This window comes from Streptococcus mitis (genome assembly GCF_026782895.1).
GTDB lineage: Bacteria > Bacillota > Bacilli > Lactobacillales > Streptococcaceae > Streptococcus > Streptococcus mitis_CB.
Genome location: NZ_JAKUXJ010000004.1, coordinates 371,167 through 388,021, shown reverse-complemented (window position 1 = coordinate 388,021; position 16,855 = coordinate 371,167). Strand labels below are relative to the sequence as shown.

Sequence of the window (16,855 nt, the reverse complement as noted above, 5' to 3'; positions counted from 1 at the left end):
TTCTCATACTCATAGATAACATGAGTTGTACCTTCTTTTAACTGACCTGTTTCAGGTGCAGATGTTGAAGAAACACCAACTAGATTGTATTTTTTACCATCTACAGTGATAGAAGACGGACGCTCATCTGCGTTTTCAGCAGCATTATAAGTCACAAGATTTCCGTCAGATCCATAAATAGAAGTTAATGGTGTGTCTTTATAAGTCTCCTTAATAGATTGATTTGTTCCTTTAATCACATAGTCTACCACTACATCTCCATAATGAAGCGTAGAAACATCCTGATCAGCCATATCTTCAAATTCTGAAGCATAATATTTAACAGAAGGATTGTATTTCGAGTTAAAAATTTTAACATAATTAAAGAAGGTCTCAGGATTAATATTAACATCATGAGGAATAGTTTTCCAGTCACCGTTATTTGGTGTGATATAAGTATTTTGGTTTGAAACTGACCTAATTAGATGATCATTCTGAACATAAGTATCATCTACTAAGCTTGGATTAGCTAGAGCACCATAAGTATTTTTTCCATTACTGTCTTTATAATATGGGCGAGTTTGAGGATAATCTTCTAGAATTTGGCAACCTTCTTCATATGAACCAAGCCTACTTTCAGAAGAACATTTCCAACCAAATCTAGCGTCAATTGGTAAGTACTTGATCTTCTTAGCTTCCTCCAAGGGTACGGTCACAGATACACGAAAAGCAGTTGATCTCAATGTTTGTGAACTAACAGCATATATATTAACTTTATCATTGAAAGATTCACGTTCACTGTCATAATAATCATTCATATTAACAATGGAAGGTTTCTTACCAGCCGCTAGTTCTTCTGCAGTTGGAACAATCTCCTTTCCATCAGTTGATTCCATATCTTTATTATACGAAAACTCTTTCATAGGAACATTGACATCTACAGGATTTTCATTAGCATCACGTGTTCCGATCAAAGTGAAATCAACTTTAGAACCAACTATTTCTGGTATACGAACACGAACGCCTTCGACTGTTTCGCCATGAGTACTTGAGTGCATTCCTTTAAAGGCTACGGTGTAATTGTAGACGACACTTTTACCATCTTCACTAAAATGTGCTGGAAGCCCTTCAACATTGACGTAACCGCCTTCATCAATGATATTGCTACCATCTGGTTCGTCTGATTTTCGTGAGGTGACACTAGTAGGGTCTGGTGCAACCCTATTGTCTACTGAAGAAGTGTTCTCAGCATCAGTTGAATTAGTAATACCTAGTGTCTCTGAAACATTTGCTGGTTCGCTATTAGTTCCTTCAGCTTGAACTACTGACTGAGAAACTAAATTTAGAGCAAAGACAGACATTGTAATGATGCCAAACTTAGTAAGTTTTTTCATACAGTTTTTCCCCTTAAATGGAAGGAATCATGCATTAGCAAAATCCCATATATTAATAACATTTCTACAAACATTATACCATATAAACGCTTAATTCACAAACAATCATTTAATAAGTTTAACAATATTACATGTTATTTGGGGAAGGAAAATAATTAATAAAGTACATAAAAAATTGAATAAAGATTCCTTCATTCGATTTTTTCTTTTAACTTTTCAACAAAGAGATAGGCTGCTGGACAGGTCAAAGTATTCTTAATCGTCAAATGGTTGATTTGATGGATTTTTTTACGGTCCGTATGGGGAAACTCTCGACAGGCCTTTGGACGAACTTCATAGATGGAACAGAGATTATCTCCTCCTAGAAAGGGACAAGGCATGGATTTAAAAACCTTATCACCATCTTCATCTACCTGCAGAAACTCCGCTTCAAAAGCTGGTAATTTCATCTTAAAGTACTTAGCAATACGAGTGATGTCTGCTTCCTTGAAGTCAGGTCCCAATGTCTTGCAACAGTTAGCACAGGCGGTACAATCAATCTCTGCAAAGACTTCTTGATGAATCTGTTGGGCTATCTTATCCAGATTTTTTGGTGGTTTTTTCTTTAAATTGGCTAAAATTTTACGGTGCTCCTTTTGCTTTTGCAAGGCTAGCTGGTGGTAATACTCAATATCAATTTCTTTAGACATGATTTCTCTCTTATTCTATTTGTTTCTCCTATTATATCATGCCTCTTCATCATTGAAAAGTGGACTTTACAAGACTATACTTTCCCAAAATGCGTCAAAAAACCTTGCAACTAAGTTACAAGGTTAATGACATTAATCGAAGTTAACGTATTCTTTTTGAAGTTCAAGAACTTCTTCCATTGTTGAACACTCTGTAAGGGCACGGTTAGCGTACTCTTCCATCTTAGCAGTGTCCAATTTTTTCATCAAGCTACGTGTACGAAGGACCGATGTTGCTGACATAGAGAATTCATCCAAGCCCATTCCGACAAGAAGTGGAACAGCTTTTTGATCGCCAGCCATCTCACCACACATACCAGCCCATTTACCTTCAGCGTGAGCTGCCTTGATAACGTTGTTGATCAAGCGAAGGATTGATGGGTTATATGGTTGGTAAAGGTATGAAACTTGCTCGTTCATACGGTCTGCTGCCATTGTGTATTGGATCAAGTCGTTTGTACCAATTGAGAAGAAGTCAACTTCTTTAGCAAATTGGTCTGCAAGCATCGCTGCTGCAGGAATTTCAATCATGATACCAACTTGGATATCATCCGCAACTGCAACTCCTTCAGCAAGAAGGTTCGCTTTTTCTTCATCAAAGACTGCTTTAGCTGCACGGAATTCTTTCAATAGGGCAACCATTGGGAACATGATACGCAATTGACCATGAACAGAAGCACGAAGAAGGGCACGGATTTGTGTACGGAACATTGCATCTCCAGTTTCAGAAATAGAGATACGAAGGGCACGGAATCCAAGGAATGGGTTCATTTCGTGTGGCATATCGAAGTAAGGAAGTTCCTTATCTCCACCGATATCCATTGTACGAACGACAACTGGTTTACCATTCATTCCTTCAAGAACAGCCTTGTATGCTTCATACTGCTCATCTTCTGTTGGGAAGTCTTGAGAATCCATGTACAAGAACTCTGTACGGTAAAGTCCAACAGCTTCTGCACCGTTGTTGTTAACACCTTCAACGTCTTTTGGAGTACCGATGTTAGCAGCCAACTCGAAGTGTTTACCGTCAGCAGTCACTGTTTGAGCATCTTTCAAAAGTGCCCATTCAGCTTTTTGTTTAGCATAAGCTTCACCAGCTGCTTTAAATTCTGCTGCTTGTTCATCTGTTGGGTTGATAATCACTTCACCAGTGATTCCGTTAACGGCAAGGATATCACCGTCTTTCACTACTTCAGTGATGTTATTTGTTCCCAATACAGCTGCAATTTCAAGTGTACGTGCCATGATAGCTGAGTGGCTTGTACGTCCACCGATGTTTGTTACAAAAGCTTTTACAAAGTTTTTGTCCAATTGAGCTGTATCAGATGGTGTCAAGTCATGCGCAATCACAATTACTTCTTCATTGATAGAAGCTGGATTTGGCAATTTTTTACCAAGAAGATTTGCCAATACACGTTTTGTCACGTCGCGGATATCCGCTGCACGTTCTTGCATATATGGGTTGTCTTCCATGCCTTCAAAGATAGTGATGAACATGTCAGTCACTTCTTTAAGACCTGCTTCAGCATTGACTTTCTTAGCGCGAATTGTTTCTTTAATCTGACCAATCAATTCTGGGTCAGCAAGAACCATCAAATGAGCGTCAAAAACTTGAGCCGCTTCTTCACCAAGCGTACCTACAGCTTTCTCACGGATAAGAGAAAGCTCGTTTTGAGAAGCTTCAAGAGCAACATCCAAACGAGCCTCTTCTGCGTTTGTATCTTCGACTGAAACAGTATCGAATGACAAATCCGGTTGAACGAGTAGATATGCTTTTGCAACGGCAACACCGTCAGATGCTGCGATTCCTTTAAGCATTTCTGTCATCTTCCTTATGCCAATCCTTCTTTTTCCATTGTTTCTGAGATTGCGACGATAGCATCATCTGCATCTGCACCTTCAGCTGAGATAGTTACGTCAGCACCTTGGCCAACACCAAGACTCATAACACCCATGATTGATTTAAGGTTAACTGATTTACCTTTGTACTCAAGAGTGATATCTGAAGCAAATTTGCTAGCAGTTTGTACCAACAATGTTGCTGGACGTGCGTGAATACCTGTTTCTGCCACTACGTGGAAATCTTTAGAAGCCATAGTTTGACTCTCCTTTTGTTCTTTCTTTTTTGAGTTATATGTGATAACCCTTACAATTTGGTATTATATCATCTTCTAGGATTTTTTTCAAGCATTTTATGGGATTTATTCGATTTCCTTTCAGATAACTTGCTGAAAATCTTCTATTCTAGATAACAAAACACAGGATATAGTTTTTCAAAAAACAACTTATAGGATAATTATCATCTTTTCACAAATCAAACACTACATATTGTGTTTTGTGGGCTTGAGTAGAAAAATAGACCACTATATTTAGTTTTAAATCATTGACAAAAATTTATTTTCTGATATACTAAGAAAGTAATCTATTTTGAAAGAGGAGTTACACAATGGTAACCGTTTATTCTAAAAATAACTGTGTCCAATGCAAGATGACCAAACGTTTCTTGGACAGTAATAACGTTGAATATAAAGAAATCAATCTTGATGAGCAACCTGAGTACATCGATCAAGTTAAAGAGCTCGGTTTCAGCGCAGCTCCTGTTATCCAAACACCAACTGAAGTCTTTTCAGGTTTCCAACCAGGAAAATTGAAACAATTAGCATAATCTTAGTACATCATCCAGAAGAAACTGCTTCTAGGGCTAACTTAGAAGCCTTTCTTTTGTAATTAGATAAGGGAAATTTTATGGGATTAAAACATCTTGAGGACGTGACTTACTTCCGTCTCAATAACGAAATCAACCGTCCTGTCAATGGACAAATCATGCTTCATAAAGATAAGGAAGCCTTGGATGCTTTCTTTAAAGAAAATGTAGTTCCAAACACTATGGTTTTTGATTCAATCAAGGATAAAATCAACTACCTCATTGAACACAACTACATCGAAACAGCCTTTATCAAGAAATACCGTCCAGAATTTTTGGAAGAATTGTCTCAATTTATCAAAGAACAAAATTTCCAATTCAAGTCTTTCATGGCTGCCTATAAGTTTTACAATCAATATGCCTTGAAGACAAACGACGGTGAATATTATCTTGAAAGTATGGAAGACCGCGTCTTCTTTAACGCCCTTTATTTCGCTGATGGTGATGAAGCTGTTGCAATCGATATTGCCAATGAAATCATCCACCAACGCTACCAACCTGCTACTCCTTCCTTCTTGAATGCTGGACGTGCTCGCCGTGGGGAGTTAGTATCTTGCTTCCTGATCCAAGTAACTGATGATATGAACTCTATCGGACGTTCTATCAACTCAGCTCTTCAACTTTCACGTATTGGTGGTGGTGTGGGAATTACCCTCAGCAACCTTCGTGAAGCTGGCGCACCTATTAAAGGCTATGAAGGAGCTGCTTCTGGCGTCGTTCCAGTTATGAAGCTTTTTGAAGATAGCTTCTCTTACTCAAACCAATTGGGTCAACGTCAGGGTGCTGGTGTTGTCTACCTCAACGTCTTCCACCCAGATATTATCGCCTTCCTTTCAACTAAGAAAGAAAACGCCGATGAAAAAGTTCGTGTTAAGACCCTTTCACTTGGTGTTGTGGTGCCCGATAAATTCTACGAATTGGCTCGTAAAAATGAAGAAATGTATCTCTTCAGCCCATACTCAGTAGAGCTTGAATACGGTGTGCCATTTAACTACATCGACATCACTGAAAAATACGATGAACTAGTCGCAAATCCAAATATCCGCAAGACAAAAATCAAGGCGCGTGATTTGGAAACTGAAATTTCTAAATTGCAACAAGAGTCTGGCTACCCTTATGTTGTCAACATTGATACGGCTAACCGTGCAAATCCTGTTGATGGTAAGATTATCATGAGTAACTTGTGTTCTGAGATTCTTCAAGTTCAAGAACCAAGCTTGATCAACGATGCTCAAGAATTCCTTCAAATGGGAACAGATGTTTCATGTAACCTTGGTTCAACCAACGTGGTCAACATGATGACCTCACCTGATTTTGGTCGTTCTATCCGTGCTATGGTTCGTGCCCTTACTTTCGTTACAGATAGTTCGCACATCGTAGCTGTTCCTACTATCGACCATGGAAATAGCCAAGCCCACACCTTTGGTCTCGGTGCCATGGGACTTCACAGCTACCTTGCCCAACAATTGATTGAATATGGATCGCCTGAGTCTGTTGAATTTACAAGCATCTACTTCATGCTCATGAACTACTGGACCTTGGTAGAATCAAACAATATCGCGCGTGAACGTGGTATCACCTTCCACAACTTTGAAAAATCAGACTATGCTAACGGAAGCTACTTTGACAAGTATGTGACTGGCGAGTTTGTTCCAAAATCAGACCGTGTTAAAGAACTCTTCAAAGATGTCTTTATCCCAAGTGCTGCTGACTGGGCTGAACTTCGCGACAAGGTTCAAGCAGATGGTCTTTACCACCAAAACCGCCTTGCTGTAGCGCCAAATGGTTCTATCAGTTACATCAACGACGTTTCTGCTTCTATCCACCCGATTACGCAACGTATCGAAGAACGTCAAGAGAAGAAAATCGGTAAAATCTACTATCCTGCTGCTGGTTTGTCAACAGAAACCATTCCTTACTACACTTCTGCCTACGACATGGATATGCGTAAGGTGATTGATGTTTACGCTGCTGCGACTGAGCACGTGGACCAAGGACTTTCACTCACCCTCTTCATGCGTAGTGACATTCCAAAAGGTCTTTACGAATGGAAGAAAGAAAACAAACAAACGACACGTGACTTGTCTATCCTTCGTAACTATGCCTTTAACAAGGGTATCAAGTCTATCTACTACGTCCGTACCTTTACAGATGATGGTGGAGAAGTCGGTGCCAACCAATGTGAAAGCTGTGTGATCTAATTTTTGTTTGAGGAAACTACATTTTCTCAGATAAGTATTTATTCACCCTGCTAAACTAAATTGGAATAAGCATCTATACTATGAAATAGCAAAAAGTCGGGCTTCCGACTTTTTGTGCGATACTCTTCTAGAATTATGATAAAATAGAAATAATTGTGAGTTCGCAATACTAAACACAGAAAGAGATTTCAAATGGAAACTTACTACAAAGCCATTAACTGGAATGCCATCGAAGATGTCATCGACAAATCAACTTGGGAAAAGCTGACGGAGCAATTCTGGCTCGATACACGTATTCCCTTGTCAAATGACTTGGATGACTGGAGAAAGCTATCAAATGTAGAAAAAGACTTGGTTGGAAAAGTCTTTGGTGGTTTAACCCTTCTCGATACTATGCAATCTGAAACTGGGGTTCAAGCCCTTCGAGCAGACATCCGTACACCACATGAGGAAGCTGTTTTCAATAACATCCAATTTATGGAATCTGTCCACGCAAAATCTTATTCATCAATCTTTTCTACCTTGAATACCAAGGCTGAGATTGAAGAAATTTTCGAATGGACCAATACCAATCCTTACCTACAAAAGAAGGCTGAGATTGTCAACGAAATTTACCTAAACGGTAGCCCACTTGAAAAGAAAGTTGCCAGTGTCTTCCTCGAAACCTTCCTCTTCTACTCTGGTTTCTTCACTCCCCTCTACTATCTTGGTAACAACAAACTAGCCAACGTCGCTGAAATCATTAAATTAATTATTCGTGATGAGTCAGTTCACGGAACCTACATTGGTTATAAATTCCAACTCGGTTTCAATGAATTACCTGAAGAAGAGCAAGAAAAGCTCAAAGAATGGATGTACGACCTGCTCTATACTCTTTACGAGAATGAAGAAGGCTACACAGAAAGTCTCTATGACGGTGTTGGTTGGACGGAAGAAGTCAAAACCTTCCTTCGCTACAATGCCAACAAGGCACTCATGAACCTGGGACAAGATCCACTCTTCCCAGATTCAGCAGATGATGTCAACCCAATTGTCATGAACGGTATTTCAACAGGAACTTCTAACCACGACTTCTTCTCTCAAGTCGGAAATGGTTACCTTCTTGGTGAAGTTGAAGCCATGCAAGACGATGACTACAACTACGGTTTAGACTAAGTCAACAATTTCAGAATTGATAACAAATATCATGGTTTGTTTAAAACAACCATGATATTTTTGTTTTTGTTTTCTTTTGTTTTTTAAATTGATTGATTGAATACTTTATGATAAAATAGTAATAGAAATAGAGGTGATAACGATGCTAAAGCAGGAAAAACTAGATAATATTCTAGAAACGGTAAATACAAAGGGAACTATTACTGTAAAAGAAATCATGACTCGCCTGGATGTGTCAGATATGACTGCTAGACGCTATTTACAAGAGTTGGCTGACAAGGATTTACTTGTTCGTGTGCACGGTGGTGCTGAAAAAATTCGCACAGGTTCCATTTTAAACAATGAACGTTCCAATATTGAAAAACAAAGCTTACAAATCGCAGAAAAACAAGAAATTAGCCGTTTTGCAGGCCATTTAATCGATGAAGGGGAAACTATTTTTATCGGCCCAGGTACAACCTTGGAATCTTTTGCCCGTGAACTTCCAATCGATAATATTCGTGTTGTAACAAACAGTTTACCAGTCTTTCTCATCCTAAACGAACGAAAACTAACAGATTTGATTTTAATCGGTGGAAACTATCGCTCTATCACTGGAGCATTTGTGGGAACACTAACCTTACAGAATTTGGCCAATCTACAATTTTCTAAAGCTTTCGTGAGCTGTAATGGTATCAAGGACAATGCGATTGCGACCTTTAGTGAAGAAGAAGGTGAATCCCAACGCATCGCCCTCAATAATTCCAATAAAAAATACTTACTAGCTGACAATAGTAAGTTCAATAAGTTTGATTTTTACACCTTCTACAATATCTCAGATATTGATACCATCGTTTCAGATTCTAAACTGAGCAAAGAAACCTTCGAACAACTTTCAAAACAAACAAAAATTATTCTTTCTAAACCATAAAACTGAGGATTGATAAAATATAAAATGCGTCATATCAAGAAAATAAGAATCTTGATATGACGCATTTTTTGATGAAGATTTTTACAAAGAGTTTCCTAGATTCTTTATGATTGTTGAAACGGCATAAAATCTGAATCAAAGGAGATATTATCCCATTCTTCAGGATTGATAAAATTTAAAAACAGATTTTTAAATTCTTCCAGCTCATAATCTGAATGACAAATCCATTCTTTACCAGTCGAGACATACCATTTTCCGAGACTTTTCAATTCTTCATTCGTCAAACACGGTGTTTGAGAGCATTTTTCGAAATTGATAATATAAACTTTTTCATAAATAGATTGGATTAAATCTTTGAACATCTTTTTTCCTCACTAAAATTCTATATTTAATTACTCATTCTACTACTCAATCACTTGAGTTTCTGCTACTTTCTTGTACCAGTGAGCTGATTTCTTAGGGTAACGTTCTTGAGTTTCAAAGTCTACATAAAAGAGACCGTAACGTTTCTCATATCCATTTGACCATGAGAAGACATCCATTAATGACCAAATGAAGTAACCTTTTACATTCGCTCCATCTGCAATCGCATCAGATAATACTTCCAAGTGTTGTTTGACATAATCAATACGGCCATCATCGTAAACAGTGTTATCAACGAACTCATCTTTATAACCAAGTCCATTTTCAGTGATGTAGATTTTCTTATAGTTAGGATAATCTTTCTTCACGCGCATGATTTGGTCATACAAACCTTGAGGGTAGATAATCCAATCCCAGTCCGTACGTGGCACATAATCAGGAGCTACACGACGACCAACACCTTTGATTTGGTATTTAGAGCTTCCTTTTTCACCCTTACCATTATGGATGATTTCAGTTTCTCCATCAAAGGCTTCCATCCAGTCACTCATATAGTAATTAATTCCAAGGAAGTCATTCAAGTCTTTTGCGGATTCTAATACTTCGAAATCTTCTTCACGAAGATCTAAGCTACCACCATTGGCAGCCAAGATAGCCTCTACCCCTGCCAGGGTCTTTTCAGAGTAGTGACCCAGATAAGTTGCATCCAAGATAAATTTATTATGGATAATGTCCTCCAACTCTGCCGCAATAACATCTGCAGGATTTTCAGGATCTAGAGGATACTTAGTAGGCAGAGCATGAACAACCCCAATTTCCCCTTTATAACCTTTCTCTTTATACAATTTTACCGCGCGTGCATGAGACACCATCATATTGTGGTGCGATTGGAAGACTTTGGCAAGATCGTACTGAATACCTGGAGGGAATTTACCAACCAAGTATTGACCATCACCGATTGGTCCAATTTCATTGAAGGTTGTCCAATAGTTTACTTCTGGAAATTCTTCAAAACAGAAGGCAGCGTAGTCTACAAAGTGTTCAATATTTTCACGATTTAAGAAGTCTCCATTTGAGTGGAGAGCTTCTGGCGTGTCAAAGTGATGAAGAGTTACAAAAGGCTCAACGTGACGTTTGTGACACTCAGCAAATAAATTATGATAAAACTCGACACCTTTCTGATTTACTTGACCATAACCAGTCGGGAAAATACGTGACCAGGCAATGGAAATTCGAATGCCATTGACACCATACTCTTCTGCTAGCTCGAGGTCAACTGGATATCGATTGTAAAAATCACTAGCTGGCTCCGCAGTGTACCAGTAGTTATCTTCAAGATATTTATCCCAAGCAACTGGTCCTTTTCCATCAGTATGTGTAGCGCCTTCTGCTTGATAAGCAGCAGTTGCGCCACCGAAAATAAAGTCTTTTGGTAATGTTTTTGTCATTTTTTTCACCTATTTCTTGATTTAAATAAAGTAAAAGTGAGAGGAGAGGAGTCAGTGAGCCATCCTTCTCCATCTCACTTCTTGTACCAAGTCACCGAATTGTGACATGAGGAGGTAAAAACGATATCTTTTTACCGACGAATTAATAAGGCGATTAGGAAATTCGCCATAGCGATTTCCGCAACGATAGGAGACTATTTCAGAGTCCCTAGCCTTAATCGAATTGTGACATGAGGAGGTAAAAACGATATCTTTTTACCAACGAATTAACAAGGCGATTAGGAAATTCGCCATAGCGATTTCCGTAACAAGAGGAGACTGTTTCACAGTCCCTATCGTTAATCGAATTGAGCTTGTACAAATGCAAGAGCACCTTTTCCATCACGGGTTAATTTGATGTATTGAGCACCTTCTGTCTTGGCAAGTTTAATACCGAGTTTATCTGTTTCTGCCTTCATATCTTCAAAGTTTGAAGCAACTTGAGGGGCAAGGATAACTAGATCAAACTCTGGTAACATTTCACGGTGAGCACCATAGCCACCTGCTGCTGCTTTCACAGGAACATTGTATTCTGCAGCTGCCTTATTCAAAGCATTTGCAAGGAGACCACTTGTACCTCCACCAGCACAAAGAACTAAGACATTTGTTTCTTTTGTAATTGTATTTTGAGCTGCTTCTACACCTGCTTTTTCAAGAATAGCATCTGCTTTCGCAGTGTTGAAGTTTGCAGCAACTTTTTCTTTCAATTCATCATTAGACTTACCTGAACGCTCTTCTTCTAGAATTTGTTCATCATAGACCTTAAGGAATGGATAATAAATGACTACGTCAACCACAATTAGAAGGACAGCAAGAATGAATGATAGAACTTGGAAATTAGTACCAAGAACTAGACCTAGTGGAGCTGGGGTTGTCCATGGTAGATTAGCAGTAAATGAATTCATTCCAAGTGTTTCAATAAAGAATTTGAAGATCCAAACGTTCGCGATTGGAGCAAAGATAAATGGAATGAAGAAGATTGGGTTCAATACAAGAGGTGCACCAAACAAGATTGGTTCGTTTACACCAAAGAAAGTTGGAACTACTGAAGCACGACCGATTGCTCGGTTACGTTTTGATTTTGTTAACCACATGAACATGAATGGAACAACCAGTGTCGCACCAGTACCACCCATGGTAACGATAAACATTTGTGTACCAGAAGTAAGAATCTTGTCAGCGTGCATACCTTGTTGGAGAAGGTTCAAGTTTACTTCGGCATTTGCATATGTAATAGCTGCGATAGCAGGCTCAACGATAGATGGACCATGGATACCAACAAACCAGAAGAAGGCAAAGGCACCAAAGATAATGGTGATACCTAGATAACCATCAGCAGCAGAGAATAATGGTGCAAAGAATTTACCGATTGATTCTGCTACACTAGCACCAACAAAATGACGAGCTAGTAAATCAAGAGCATAAAGTGAAACAACTGAGAGAGTGAATGGAATCACATCTTTAAAGACTTGTGAGATATTTGGTGGAACTTCGTCAGGCATGCGAATAGTGACATTGTTCTTAACACAAATCTTATAGATAGCTACGGTAACAAAGGCAGCAAGGAAGGCTGAAAGCAAACCTTTTGTCCCCAAGAATCCAGTAGCTAGACCATTTTCGATAGGATCAGCTGCTAACATCAACAAACCAACAATCGCTGCTAACAGTGTTGACATATAGTTGATTTGATTGGTTTTCTCCATGCTACGGTTTACTGAGTCAGTCAATGACTTAGCTGTTGTACCAGCTACCAAGAGAGCCAGAATACCCATAGAATAGCTATAAGGTTTCATCAGAAAGGCTACAACTTCATCAGACCATTTAAAGCCCCATGAGTTTGGTACAAAGGCAATCAAGATAAAGATACTTGAGAAGAGAATAACAGGCATACCTGCAATGAAACCATCACGAATGGCACGAAGGTAGATATTACGAGATAGTTTCTCAAAGAAAGGCTTTCCTTTCTCAATAAATGCAATTAATTTATTCATTACTTAACTCCTCTCTTGTAGAGTTCAATTAAATGGTGCATCAAATCTTTTAATAAGATAGTTGTCATCAAGTGGTCTTGGCCATGCATCATGGTTACACTATAGGCTAAGTCCTCACCTGAAGCTTCCTTAGCCAATAGACTTGTTTGCGCGTGGTGAGCCTCTGCAATGCAAGAACCAGCTTCCTCGACTAAGCTATCTGCTTTCGCAAAATCGCCAGCTTCAGCAGCTTTCAAGGCTTCCAATAGTTTTGAACGAGCATCGCCAGCATAGGCTACGATTTCAAAACCTAACAATGTTACTTCTTCTCTATTCATGATAGAATTCTCCTTAGGTATTTTTAATTAAATTTTTATGACAATAAACGTTGGATATGTAGAACTAGATAAACTCGTTCACTTTTATACAAATCAAGACCCGTATGTTGCGTAATCACATCATAGATCTTGGAACCAATCTCGAACGCTTTTGGATAGGATTGTTTAATATGATCTTCCATATCCAGAAGTGATTGGTTATCATCTCTAGATCTGTCTAAATAATCCAAGAAATAATTCAAATGTATCATAAAACGATCATAGAAATGATTATTCTCTTTGGTTCGTTGAATTGCATAGTCCGTTAAAACTTCTTCAACATTCCTGAGAATTTCTTTCCTCTTATCAATCGACTCCACAAGTTCCACTTCATTTTCACCTTCGGCATTAATGAAATGATAAGCAATCCGAATAATTTCGTCCTCAGGAAAATGATCCGCTAACTTCTGACGGTAAATTTCAAATGCTTCATTTGCGATTTGAAAAGCGACAGGATACTTAGTGGAAATATCTGGCAGATTACTATCCTTGTACCTTCCTTGTGCTAGAGCTTGGTAAGAACAGTAAATATGATCTGTCAAGGTTACGTAGAGATACTCTTGAATCGGATAATGATATTTCTTTGATAGCTTATCAATGATTTCATAGGTCACTGTGATAAAATCAAGCGGAACATCTTTGAGGAGAGCCATAAAGTTTTCTCTTGACTCTTCGGTCTTCATCCGAAAGATTTTCTCAACCTGATGTTCAGAAATCAAATCTCCCTTCTTCTTTCCAAATGCAATCCCCTTACCAATCACAATCACTTCTTCTCCTTTATCATGCCTGACAAGCGAAACATTGTGATTTATTGGATTTAGAATTCGATACATGTCAACCTCCTTTTATATTTTAAAGGTATATGAGTATAAAAAATGACCACAAATGAACTAGAAAATCATCTGATTTCTAATTCACCTGTGATCATGCCTAATATTACTTAGTAACACTCACCTTGTATTAACTTGTGATTTAAGTATAGCACAAGTAGGTTGTTTTGTAAACCTTTACATGAAACTTTTTTTAAAATTTTTTTAGATTCATGTTCCTAACCTAGGAGGACTTGCTTATACGCGCTCTTTCCATGAAGTTGCTGTTGTTTGAAGAACTTTATTGAGTTCGTCAATGTTTTCAAAACCAGTTGTGCGTAGCCATTCGCGAGCTGCTGCTTCACCATCTTTGATGTAAGCTTCAACTGATCCAGCCCAAGTTGCACGGCCACAAAGAACTCCGTTAAAGTTTGCACCTGATTCATGGGCAAATACAAGAGTATCTTGGAAGAGTTTAGCTGATACACCAGCACTCAAGTAGATGTATGGCAAGTTAGTTGCTTCATCTTGTGCTTTGAAGAAGGCTGCTGCTTCTTCACGTGTATAAACCACTTCACCTTCAGCGAAGCCTTCAACATATTTAATGTTAACAGGAACTTCTACTTTCAAGACATCAATGTTAAAGCGTGGGTCTGAAAAGACTTTCATAGCACCGATAACTTTGTGTGGTTTTACTTTCGCGTATTCTACAGAACCTGCGTCAGCAATTTTTTCATCGTAAGCAAGAATTTCAAGGAAGAATGGGATATCTTCAGCCACACACTCAGAACCGATACGTTCGATGTAAGCTTGTTTTTCTTGGTTAAGTTCGTCTGAGCTATCTACATCATAGTAAAGCAAGAATTTAACTGCATCTGCACCTTCTTCTTTAATACGTTTTGCAGACCAAACATCCAAGCAGTCTGGCAAGCGTTTTGTGCTTGTTGTATCATAACCTGTTTTTTCATAAGCAAGAAGGAGACCAGCTTTTTCATCAAGAGCTTTTGTTGCTGGAAGTCCATATTCAGGATCAAGAAGCATAGATGAAGCGTATTTAGTCAATTCATCCGCTACCAAAACTTTAAGTTCTTCCATTTGAGCCACTGTTGGTTCTTCTGTTTGGTGTTGAGCCATGAGGCGTTTCAAAGCACCGCGTTGGTCAAATGCAAGAGCTGAGATGATACCATTTTCATCAGAAAGTTTTTCTAAGCGTGCACGTTTTTGTTCTGTTAAAGCCATTTTATACCTCTTTTACTATTAATTGATCATATAGAGCTTGATAGTTGGCCATGTTGATATGACCAGTCATTTTTTCTTGAGCATTGAGCATACCAAGGACATTTGCCTTGATGAGTAATTCTGCATCCGATTCTTTGTGAAGAAGTCCTGAAGAAATTCCTGCTACAGTAGAATCTCCAGATCCGACAGGGTTGACTACCTGAATTCTAGGAATATCTACCTTGTAGAAAGTATCGCCATGTTTGGCAAAAGCACCATTGGCACCAAGTGAAACGATAATCCATTCAATACCTGCAAACAAAGGTTCTTGAAGTACTTCTTTTAATTCATGCAAATCCTCAGAAACTTCTCTTCCAAGAAGCTGAGATAATTCCTCATTATTTGGTTTGATGACTGTTGGTTTATGTGGTGATTCAAGAACCGCCTGAAGTGCTGCACCAGAGCAATCCAAAACAACAGGTTTGCCAGCTTGATTAGCAAGTTCTACCAAGCTCGCATAGTAATCAACTGGAAGGCCAGCTGGCAGACTGCCTGAGATAGCTACTACTTCAACTGACTCTAGGAGATTTTTGAAATGTTCCAAAAAGTCTTGACCTTCCTGTTCCAATACTACAGGACCTTTTTCAAGAACTTCTGTTTGGTTGTCTCCGTGAAGAATAGCGATACAGTTACGAGTTTCTCCCTGAATTGAGAAGAAATCTTTCTTTACTTGATTATCGATATGTTCAACCAAAAACTCACCAAGTTTACCACCCACTAAACCAGTAGCAAGAACAGAATCCCCAAATTCTGAAAGTACTCGGGTAACATTGAGTCCCTTACCACCAGCCGTTTTGGTTACATCCACCACACGATTGACAGTATCAATCTTCAACTCATCCAAGGGATAGGAAATATCAATGGATGGGTTCATTGTGACTGTTAAAATCATAGGTTACCTCTTAGTCGTGGTATTCTCCGCGATCCCATTTTTCAAGGAATTCAGTGAAGAAGTTTGCGTCTGTTTGTTGAGCATTGTGACTTTCAAGGTGTTCAATTTTCGCAATCAATTTCTTGTTTTCTTCAGATGGTTTGTATTCAGCATGGATGAAAGCTTCGATGATATCACACATGAGCAATTCACCAGTAATCTTACCACCAAAACCGATAACGTTGGCGTTCAATTGTTCTTTAGCATAAAGGGCTGTTGTCATATCACGAACCAAGGCAGAACGGACACCTGGAACTTTATTCACAGCGTTGTTGATACCAACACCAGTACCACAAATACATACCCCAAGATCAGCTTGACCGCTAGTTACAGCTTCCCCTACTTTTTTACCAAAGATTGGGTAGTGAGTACGTGTATGGTCATATGTACCAAAGTCAATGACTTCATATCCTTTTGATTTCAAAAATTCTGAAACCGCCATTTTTTCATCTGTTACGATGTGGTCACATCCAATTGCAATTCTCATTAGTTATTCCCTCCGATTAATTATATAAATCTAATATCATTTATCCCTACTCAAGAAAAATCAAGATTAGCTTAGGAAGCGA

General features: G+C 38.6%; 16 protein-coding genes. 4 read left to right on the top strand and 12 right to left on the bottom strand.

The genetic code is table 11. The annotated features are described in order from the left end of the window. From MK480_RS06205 to MK480_RS06190, 4 genes are all read right to left on the bottom strand, one after another. Positions 1-1,373: peptidase (locus MK480_RS06205; RefSeq protein ID WP_268707362.1), on the bottom strand; the 1,373-nt coding region annotated here is incomplete at its 3' end. 191 nt (positions 1,374-1,564) lie between these two features. Then, the gene (locus MK480_RS06200; protein ID WP_084926376.1) at positions 1,565-2,062 is read right to left on the bottom strand and encodes a YkgJ family cysteine cluster protein; all 498 of its coding nucleotides are present in this window, start codon (positions 2,060-2,062) and stop codon (positions 1,565-1,567) included. Between the two features lie 132 nt (positions 2,063-2,194). Then, entirely contained in the window at positions 2,195-3,928 is a 1,734-nt protein-coding gene (gene ptsP, locus MK480_RS06195) for a phosphoenolpyruvate--protein phosphotransferase (protein ID WP_025171156.1), read from the bottom strand. Positions 3,929-3,933: 5 nt separating this feature from the next. Continuing rightward, complete coding sequence (locus tag MK480_RS06190) at positions 3,934-4,197, bottom strand: phosphocarrier protein HPr (RefSeq protein ID WP_000146949.1); 264 nt, start codon at positions 4,195-4,197, stop codon at positions 3,934-3,936. Between the two features lie 350 nt (positions 4,198-4,547). Here MK480_RS06190 and nrdH point away from each other — a divergent pair, with 350 nt between their 5' ends. From nrdH to MK480_RS06170, 4 genes are all read left to right on the top strand, one after another. Continuing rightward, positions 4,548-4,766 carry a glutaredoxin-like protein NrdH gene (nrdH, locus tag MK480_RS06185; protein ID WP_000259243.1) on the top strand — a complete coding sequence of 73 codons (219 nt, stop codon included), beginning with the start codon at positions 4,548-4,550 and terminating at the stop codon, positions 4,764-4,766. Between the two features lie 80 nt (positions 4,767-4,846). Continuing rightward, positions 4,847-7,006, top strand: a complete 2,160-nt coding sequence (gene nrdE, locus MK480_RS06180; RefSeq protein WP_049516644.1) for a class 1b ribonucleoside-diphosphate reductase subunit alpha — start codon at positions 4,847-4,849, stop codon at positions 7,004-7,006. A 192-nt stretch (positions 7,007-7,198) separates the two neighbouring features. Beyond that, entirely contained in the window at positions 7,199-8,161 is a 963-nt protein-coding gene (gene nrdF / locus MK480_RS06175; protein ID WP_000451386.1) for a class 1b ribonucleoside-diphosphate reductase subunit beta, read from the top strand. A gap of 142 nt (positions 8,162-8,303) precedes the next feature. Then, the gene (locus tag MK480_RS06170; RefSeq protein WP_000917573.1) at positions 8,304-9,071 is read left to right on the top strand and encodes a DeoR/GlpR family DNA-binding transcription regulator; all 768 of its coding nucleotides are present in this window, start codon (positions 8,304-8,306) and stop codon (positions 9,069-9,071) included. Positions 9,072-9,175: 104 nt separating this feature from the next. Here the strand turns inward: MK480_RS06170 and MK480_RS06165 are convergent, their stop codons facing one another. The 8 genes from MK480_RS06165 to lacB form a co-directional block, all read right to left on the bottom strand. Continuing rightward, the gene (locus MK480_RS06165; RefSeq protein ID WP_024056886.1) at positions 9,176-9,433 is read right to left on the bottom strand and encodes a DUF3884 family protein; all 258 of its coding nucleotides are present in this window, start codon (positions 9,431-9,433) and stop codon (positions 9,176-9,178) included. Positions 9,434-9,475: 42 nt separating this feature from the next. Further along, a complete protein-coding gene (gene lacG / locus MK480_RS06160; protein ID WP_084946568.1) occupies positions 9,476-10,882 on the bottom strand; it encodes a 6-phospho-beta-galactosidase in 1,407 nt (468 codons plus the stop codon). A 338-nt stretch (positions 10,883-11,220) separates the two neighbouring features. Then, positions 11,221-12,912: a lactose-specific PTS transporter subunit EIIC gene (locus tag MK480_RS06155; protein WP_084924483.1), complete on the bottom strand. Its 1,692-nt coding sequence runs from the start codon at positions 12,910-12,912 to the stop codon at positions 11,221-11,223. Next, on the bottom strand, positions 12,912-13,229 hold the full coding sequence (locus tag MK480_RS06150; protein WP_001078320.1) for a PTS lactose/cellobiose transporter subunit IIA: 318 nt from the start codon (positions 13,227-13,229) through the stop codon (positions 12,912-12,914). Before MK480_RS06150 ends, MK480_RS06155 begins: the two co-directional genes overlap by 1 nt. A gap of 35 nt (positions 13,230-13,264) precedes the next feature. Further along, positions 13,265-14,101 carry a PRD domain-containing protein gene (locus tag MK480_RS06145; RefSeq protein ID WP_247927818.1) on the bottom strand — a complete coding sequence of 279 codons (837 nt, stop codon included), beginning with the start codon at positions 14,099-14,101 and terminating at the stop codon, positions 13,265-13,267. A 234-nt stretch (positions 14,102-14,335) separates the two neighbouring features. Then, a complete protein-coding gene (gene lacD / locus MK480_RS06140; RefSeq protein WP_001229114.1) occupies positions 14,336-15,316 on the bottom strand; it encodes a tagatose-bisphosphate aldolase in 981 nt (326 codons plus the stop codon). 1 nt (position 15,317) lies between these two features. Further along, complete coding sequence (locus tag MK480_RS06135; protein WP_084946570.1) at positions 15,318-16,247, bottom strand: tagatose-6-phosphate kinase; 930 nt, start codon at positions 16,245-16,247, stop codon at positions 15,318-15,320. 10 nt (positions 16,248-16,257) lie between these two features. After that, complete coding sequence (lacB, locus tag MK480_RS06130; RefSeq protein WP_001216910.1) at positions 16,258-16,773, bottom strand: galactose-6-phosphate isomerase subunit LacB; 516 nt, start codon at positions 16,771-16,773, stop codon at positions 16,258-16,260. Positions 16,774-16,855: the final 82 nt, after the last annotated feature.